Origin of the sequence: Streptomyces sp. NPDC014676 (genome assembly GCF_043084105.1) — a bacterium.
Taxonomy (GTDB): Bacteria; Actinomycetota; Actinomycetes; order Streptomycetales; family Streptomycetaceae; genus Streptomyces.
This window is the reverse complement of record NZ_JBIBZI010000007.1, coordinates 176,168-182,719: the sequence shown is the minus strand read 5'-3', so window position 1 is coordinate 182,719 and position 6,552 is coordinate 176,168. Positions and strand designations below refer to the sequence as shown.

5 protein-coding genes are annotated in these 6,552 nt (G+C 71.0%); 3 read left to right on the top strand and 2 right to left on the bottom strand.

Annotated features, from left to right (window positions below):
- Positions 1–145: 145 nt before the first annotated feature.
- Positions 146–2,761 (bottom strand): ABC transporter permease/substrate binding protein, encoded by a 2,616-nt coding sequence (locus ACF1DX_RS21325; protein WP_391792715.1) that lies wholly within the window; start codon positions 2,759–2,761, stop codon positions 146–148.
- Positions 2,754–3,845 carry a glycine betaine/L-proline ABC transporter ATP-binding protein gene (locus ACF1DX_RS21320; protein WP_391792714.1) on the bottom strand — a complete coding sequence of 364 codons (1,092 nt, stop codon included), beginning with the start codon at positions 3,843–3,845 and terminating at the stop codon, positions 2,754–2,756. Before ACF1DX_RS21320 ends, ACF1DX_RS21325 begins: the two co-directional genes overlap by 8 nt.
- A 343-nt stretch (positions 3,846–4,188) precedes the next feature.
- On the opposite strand from ACF1DX_RS21320, the gene ACF1DX_RS21315 reads away from it, so the two are divergent.
- From ACF1DX_RS21315 to ACF1DX_RS21305, 3 genes are all read left to right on the top strand, one after another.
- Positions 4,189–5,118 (top strand): 5'-3' exonuclease H3TH domain-containing protein, encoded by a 930-nt coding sequence (locus ACF1DX_RS21315; protein WP_391792907.1) that lies wholly within the window; start codon positions 4,189–4,191, stop codon positions 5,116–5,118.
- Between the two features lie 105 nt (positions 5,119–5,223).
- Positions 5,224–6,069, top strand: a complete 846-nt coding sequence (locus ACF1DX_RS21310; RefSeq protein WP_391792713.1) for a siderophore-interacting protein — start codon at positions 5,224–5,226, stop codon at positions 6,067–6,069.
- Between the two features lie 192 nt (positions 6,070–6,261).
- A complete protein-coding gene (locus ACF1DX_RS21305; protein WP_391792712.1) occupies positions 6,262–6,531 on the top strand; it encodes a hypothetical protein in 270 nt (89 codons plus the stop codon).
- Positions 6,532–6,552: the final 21 nt, after the last annotated feature.

Genomic DNA, 6,552 nt, shown 5'->3' with positions numbered 1-6,552 from the left:
GCCCCTGGCCGCGTTCTCAACGCCGCCCTCGGACCCTCAATCAATCAAGAACACCCGCTAATTAGGTCGCTCCACCGACCGGGGTCGGGGGGGGGGCGGCCCCCGCCCCTCGGGGCGGCCGGTACGGCGGTTGCCGCGGAGTCGTCTACCGCGGGGTCATCCGCTCCACCATGTCCGGGTGCTCCTCCAGCCAGGCGGCGACGGCCTCCTCCTCGTGGCCCTGGCCGCGGTTCTTGATCTCGGCCTCCAGGCTGCCCAGCTCGTCCTCGCTCATGTGCCAGCCCTTGATCCACTTCGTGAGCTCGGGGTACTGCTCGGGGAACTTCCTGCTCGCGATGGTGCGGATCGTGTTGCCCTCGCCGAAGGCCTTCTCGGGGTCCTTCAGCTTGGTCAGCTCGTACTCGCTGTAGGCCCAGTGCGGCGACCACAGGGTGACCGCGACCGGCTCCTTCTTGGCGAGGGCCCGCTTGAGCTCGGCCAGCATCGCCGGCGTGGAGCCGTCGACGACCTCGTACTCGTCCTCCAGGCCGTAGCCCGGCAGGACCTCGTTCTTGAGCAGCCGCATCTCCCCGGTGCCGGGCTCGATGCCGATGATCCGCCCGTCGAACAGGTCGGCCTTGCCCTTGAGGTCCGCCAGGGACGTGACGTCCTTGACGTACGAGGGGACGGCGATCTCCAGCGAGGTGGGCTCGTACCAGGTGCCCAGGTCGGTGAGGTCGTCCTTGCTCTTGTCCCAGTAGTTCTTCTGCGCGTACGGCAGCCAGGCGTCGAAGTTGAGGTCGAGGTCACCGGAGGCGAGGCCGGTGTAGACCGGGCCGACCTCCATCTGCTTGAGGTTCAGCGTGTAGCCGCGACGCTCCAGGACGTTCTTCCACAGGTAGGTGACGGCGATGTCCTCGTCCCAGGGGAACCAGGCCACGTCCAGCGGCCGCTTCGCCTCGGCGGGGGTGTCGCCGGAACCGGACTCGACCGGGGCCAGCTTGTCGACCACGCCCGGGTTGGCCTTCAGCCAGGTGCGGACGGCGTCCTGCTGCTCGCCCTTGCCGGCCTTGTTGATCTCGGCCTCCAGGCCGGTCAGCTCCTCCTCGGTCATCGAGAAGTCCTTCAGCCACTTCCCGACGAGCGGGTTGTCGCCGGCGAAGCCCTTGCGCGACACCGTGTGCACGCCGTCGCCCTTGCCCCAGCTTCCCTTGGGGTCCTTCAGCTTCTTCAGGTCGTAGTCGCTGTACGCCCAGTGCGGCGACCAGAGCGTGACGACGACCGGTTCCTTCTTGCTGTAGGCCCGCTTGAGCTCGGCCAGCATCGCCGGGGTGGAGCTGTCGACGACCTCGTACTCCTCGTCCAGGCCGTACTCCTTGAGGACCTTGCTCTTCAGCAGGCCCATCATGCCGGCGCTGGACTCGATGCCGGTGATCTCCCCGTCGAAGAGGCCGGCCTTGCCCTTGAGGTCCTCCAGGCTGTCGACGTCCTCCATGTACGACGGGACGGTCAGCTCCAGCGACGTCTCGCCGTACCAGGAGCCGAGGTCGTCGAGCCGCTCGCCGTACTTCTTCCAGTACGCCTCGTGGGTGGTGGGCAGCCAGGCGTCCGTCTGGAAGTCGACGTCGCCCTGTGCGAGGGCGGTGTAGAGCGGGCCGGCCTCGAACTGCTTGGCCTCGACCTCGAAACCGCGCCGCTCCAGGATCTCCTTCCACAGGAAGGTGGAGGCGACGCCCTCGTCCCAGGGGATGTAGCCGATGGTGACCTTCCTGCCGTCGCCGACCTTCTCGCCGCCGGCGGTGGTGGTCGTGGAGCCGCTGCCGCCGAAGATCCCCATGCCGCCCGCGACCAGGGCGAGGACGACGACACCGATCACGGCGACCTGCGGGCGGGGCCGGTAGGACCAGATCCTCAGTCCCTGCGCGGAGCGTGCCTTGGCGGCGGCGCGCCGGCCGAGCGGGGAGACCTGGGTGCCCAGGGCGCTGGTCATGCGGTCCAGGTAGATCGCCAGGATGACGATGGCGATGCCGGCCTCGGCGCCGAGGCCGATGTTGAGCTGTCCGATGGCCTCGATGACCGCGCCGCCGAGTCCGCCGGTGCCGACCATGCCGGCGATCGCGGCCATGGACAGGCCGAGCATGATGACCTGGTTGACGCCCGCCATCACCGTGGGCAGCGCCAGCGGGAGCTGCACCCGCAGCAGGGTGTCGCGGGGTGTGGTGCCGAACGCCTCGGCCGCCTCGACCAGTTCCTTGTCGACCTGGCGGATGCCCAGCTCGGTCATGCGCACGCCCGGGGCGAGCGCGAAGATCAGGGTGGCGACGATGCCCGGGGCGGAGCCGGTCCCGAAGAACAGGATCGCCGGGATGAGGTAGATCATCGCGGGCAGTGTCTGCATGAAGTCCAGGACCGGCCGGACCACGGCGCTGACCCGGTCCGAGCGGGCCGCCCAGATGCCCACCGGCACCGATACGACCAGCGCGATCACCGTGGCGACGATGACCAGCGCCAGCGTCACCATCGAGTCCTCCCACAACTCCATGGAGTCGAGGAAGGCGAAACCGAGGAAGGTGAGGACACCGGCGAGGGTGCCGCGCAGCCAGAAGGCGATGACCGCGAAGATGCCGCAGAGGATCAGCGGTTCGGGGGCCTGGAGGACGGCGTTGACACCGTCGTAGGCGCCGGTGAAGGCGGCCTTGAAGAAGTCGAACAGCCAGCTGACGTGGGCGAGCAGCCAGTCGACGGCGCTGTTGACCCAGTCGCCGAGCGGAATCCTAGGCACGGGCCATCACCTTCTCGCCGCCCTTGTCGCGCGGGGTGTCGCAGACCCCGGGGTCGGACTCCTCGTCGCCGAGGAAGCCGACGAGGCGCTGCCGGGGCACGACCCCGACGAGCGCGCCCTCCTGGTCCAGCACCGCCACCGGGTGCGGTACGCGGGCACTGATCGCGCACAGGTCGGTGAACGGCGTGCCGGGCGTCGCGGTCTCGCAGCCGCAGTCGGCCTCGTCGCCGCGGACCTCGCGGTCCATCACGGCGCCGGCGGTGAGCACGCGGGAGCGGTCGACGTCCTGGGTGAAGGAGGCGACGTAGTCGTTGGCGGGGCGGATCAGGATGTCCTGCGCGGTGCCGATCTGCACGATGCGGCCGTCGCGCATCACCGCGATCCGGTCGCCCAGGCGCATGGCCTCGTTGAGGTCGTGGGTGATGAAGACGATCGTCTTCTTCAGGGTCTTCTGCAGTTCGAGGAGCTGGTCCTGCATGTCGCGGCGGATCAGCGGGTCGAGGGCGCTGAAGGACTCGTCCATCAGCAGCAGGTCGGCGTCGGTGGCGAGCGCGCGGGCGAGACCCACGCGCTGCTGCATGCCGCCCGACAACTCGTCCGGCCACGACTTCTCCCAGCCGGCCAGGCCGCACAGGGCGAGCGCCTCGTCGGCGCGGCGTTCGCGCTCGGCGCGGGGCACGCCCTGCACTTCAAGACCGTAGGCGGCGTTGTCACGGACGCTGCGGTGCGGGAACAGCGCGAAGTGCTGGAAGACCATGCTGATCTTCCGGGAGCGGACCCGGCGCAGTTCCCGGTCGGGCAGCGCGGTCAGGTCCTGGCCGCCGAAGCGCACCTGTCCGGCGGTGGGCTCCAGCAGTCCGTTCAGCATCCGCAGCAGGGTGGACTTGCCGGACCCCGACAGGCCCATGACGACGAAGATCTCGCCCGGCTCCACCGTGAACGAGGCGTCGATGACGGCGGCGGTGGTGCCGTCGGAACGCAGCTCCTCCCGGTCGGTCTTCTTCTGGCGCAGTCGTTCGACCGCCTGGTCCGGTCGTCTGCCGAACACCTTGAACAGATGCTCGGCCTCAAGCCTGGATGACACGCGTACCTCTTGTCTCGACGGCAAAGGACAGGAGCGACGCCCGGCGGACGGCTCACGCGGCCCACAACAGTTGAATCTGTAACCGGCATCGCTCCGGGGCCGCGCCTCCCCGGTTTTGCACAGGGCAAACGTTTTCGTGTGACGCCTCACACAGGTCGCGCAAAGGGCAAGCTGTTGCGCCTTACGCAACTGGGGCAGTCACGCGCAGGGCGATGGAGCCCCGCTCGAAGGGGAGCCGGGAGTGGGGGAAAGCGGGCGCGGCGGCACCCCCGCGAACGCCGGGCCGCGGGAACCCACCCCGGCCCGCGCCGGCGCACCCGCACTGTCAGCGGTGTGCGGCATGATGCGGTGCGTGACCGGACGACTCATGCTTCTCGACACCGCTTCCCTGTACTTCCGCGCCTACTTCGGCGTCCCGGACTCCGTCAGGGCCCCGGACGGCACCCCGGTGAACGCCGTGCGCGGACTGCTCGACTTCATCGACCGCCTGGTCAAGGACCACCGCCCCGACCACCTGGTCGCCTGCATGGACGCCGACTGGCGCCCGAAGTGGCGGGTGGAGCTGATCCCCTCCTACAAGGCCCACCGCGTCGCCGAGGAGCGCCCGGCGGGCCCGGACGAGGAGGAGGTGCCCGACACGCTCTCCCCGCAGGTGCCGGTCATCGAGAGCGTGCTCGACGCGGTGGGCATCGCGCGGGTGGGGGTCGCCGGGTACGAGGCGGACGACGTGATCGGCACGTTCACCGGCCGCGCCGGCGGACCGGTCGACATCGTCACCGGTGACCGCGATCTCTACCAGTTGGTGGACGACGCGCGCGGGGTGCGCGTGCTGTATCCGCTGAAGGGCGTCGGAACGCTCCAGGTCACCGACGAGGCCGTGCTGCGCGAGAAGTATGGGGTGGACGGCAGGGGGTACGCGGATCTGGCGCTGCTGCGCGGTGATCCGAGCGACGGTCTGCCGGGCGTGCCGGGCATCGGGGAGAAGACGGCGGCCAAGCTGCTGGCCGAGTTCGGCGACCTGGCCGGGATCCTGGCGGCCGTGGACGACCCGCGGGCCAGGCTCACGCCGTCGCAGCGCAAGCGTCTGGACGAGGCGCGGCCGTATCTCGCGGTCGCCCCGAAGGTCGTCCGGGTAGCGGACGACGTCCCGCTCCCGGACGTCGACACGGCGCTGCCGCACGGGCCGCGTGACCCGGCCGGGGTGGAGTCCCTGGCCGCCCGCTGGGGCCTGGGCGGCTCGCTGCAGCGCCTGCTGACGACCCTCTCGGCGTGAGGCGCACCCATGGCCGAACCGGACGGAGTGTCCGCCGACGAGGCGTCGACCGGGACCGAGGTGCTAACTTAGGTAACCCTAACTGTGACAGCTGGGAGGCTCCTCATGGCAGAGCGACCGGTACGCGCCCCGCGCGCGCCGCACACCGCCGAGGTCGTCCGCACCGAGCGGCTGACCCCGCACATGCAGCGCGTGGTGCTCGGTGGTGAGGGGCTCTCCGATTTCTCGGCGGACACCTGCACGGATCACTACGTCAAGCTCCTGTTCCCGGCCGCGGGGGCGGCGTATCCGGAGCCCTTCGACCTCCAGCGCGTCCGTGAGGAGTTCCCGCGCGAGCAGTGGCCGGTGACCCGGACGTACACGGTGCGCCAGTGGGACGCCGAGCACCGTGAGCTGACCCTGGACTTCGTGGTCCACGGCGACGAGGGCCTGGCCGGCCCCTGGGCGGCGAACGCCCGGCCGGGCGAGGTCGTCCGGTTCCTGGGTCCCGGCGGCGCTTACGCGCCCGACCCGGCCGCCGACTGGCACCTGCTCGCCGGTGACGAGAGCGCGCTGCCCGCGATCGCCCGCTCGCTGGAGGCGCTGCCCCACGGCGCCAGGGCGTTCGCCTTCGTGGAGGTCTCCGGCCCCGACGAGGAGCAGAAGATCGACTCCGATGTGGAGGTCCGCTGGCTGCACCGCGGTGCCCGGCCCGTCGGCGAGGTCCTGGTGGAGGCCGTCCGGGGCCTCGACTTCCCGGAGGGCCGGGTGCACGCCTTCGTCCACGGCGAGGCCCACTTCGTGAAGGAGCTGCGCCGTCTGCTGCGGGTCGAGCGCGGCATTCCGCGCGAGGATCTGTCGATCTCCGGTTACTGGCGCCTCGGCCACAACGAGGACGGCTGGCAGGCCTCCAAGCGCGACTGGAACGCCCGCGTCGAGGCGGAGCAGGAAGGCACGGAGACCTCCGCCTGACCTTCTCCGGCCACGGTGCCGGTTCGACGGGCTTGCTGTGTGACCCCGCCGGCGCGGGGCACCCCACAAAGCACCGGGACGCCCCGTACGTCCGCCGGGGCGGGCCGATCAGGTGAACCGTGGCCCGCCGGGCCGCGCCCGGCGGCGTGGCGGGCCGGCCGGAGGCGGGGCGCTGCCCCAGGATCCGGCCGCGTGGCACACACCTTCGACGAGCTCGTGGCCAAGCAGCGCGCGGCGGACGAGGCGCACTCCCGGGTCCGGCACCTGCGGGACGCCTACGGCCCGCCCGCCCGGACCAAGTGGAGCGCGCGCCAGACCGCCACCTGGGAGACCGCCTGGCGGGCCTGGCGCGACCTCGCCCGTGACGTCCGCCTCGCGGTGACCGAGTACGCCCGGGCCGAGGGCAGACCGCTCCACGAGGTCGAGGCGGAGCTGAGACGGGCGACCGGGAACCACGGCTGAGCGGCCCCGTACGCTTGCCCG

What these genes read in the sequence shown, in the direction of transcription:
- ACF1DX_RS21310 (WP_391792713.1), top strand. Translation starts at nt 5,224, where the DNA reads ATGGCAGAGCGACCGGTACGCGCCCCGCGCGCGCCGCACACCGCCGAG.
- ACF1DX_RS21315 (WP_391792907.1), top strand. Translation starts at nt 4,189, where the DNA reads ATGCGGTGCGTGACCGGACGACTCATGCTTCTCGACACCGCTTCCCTG.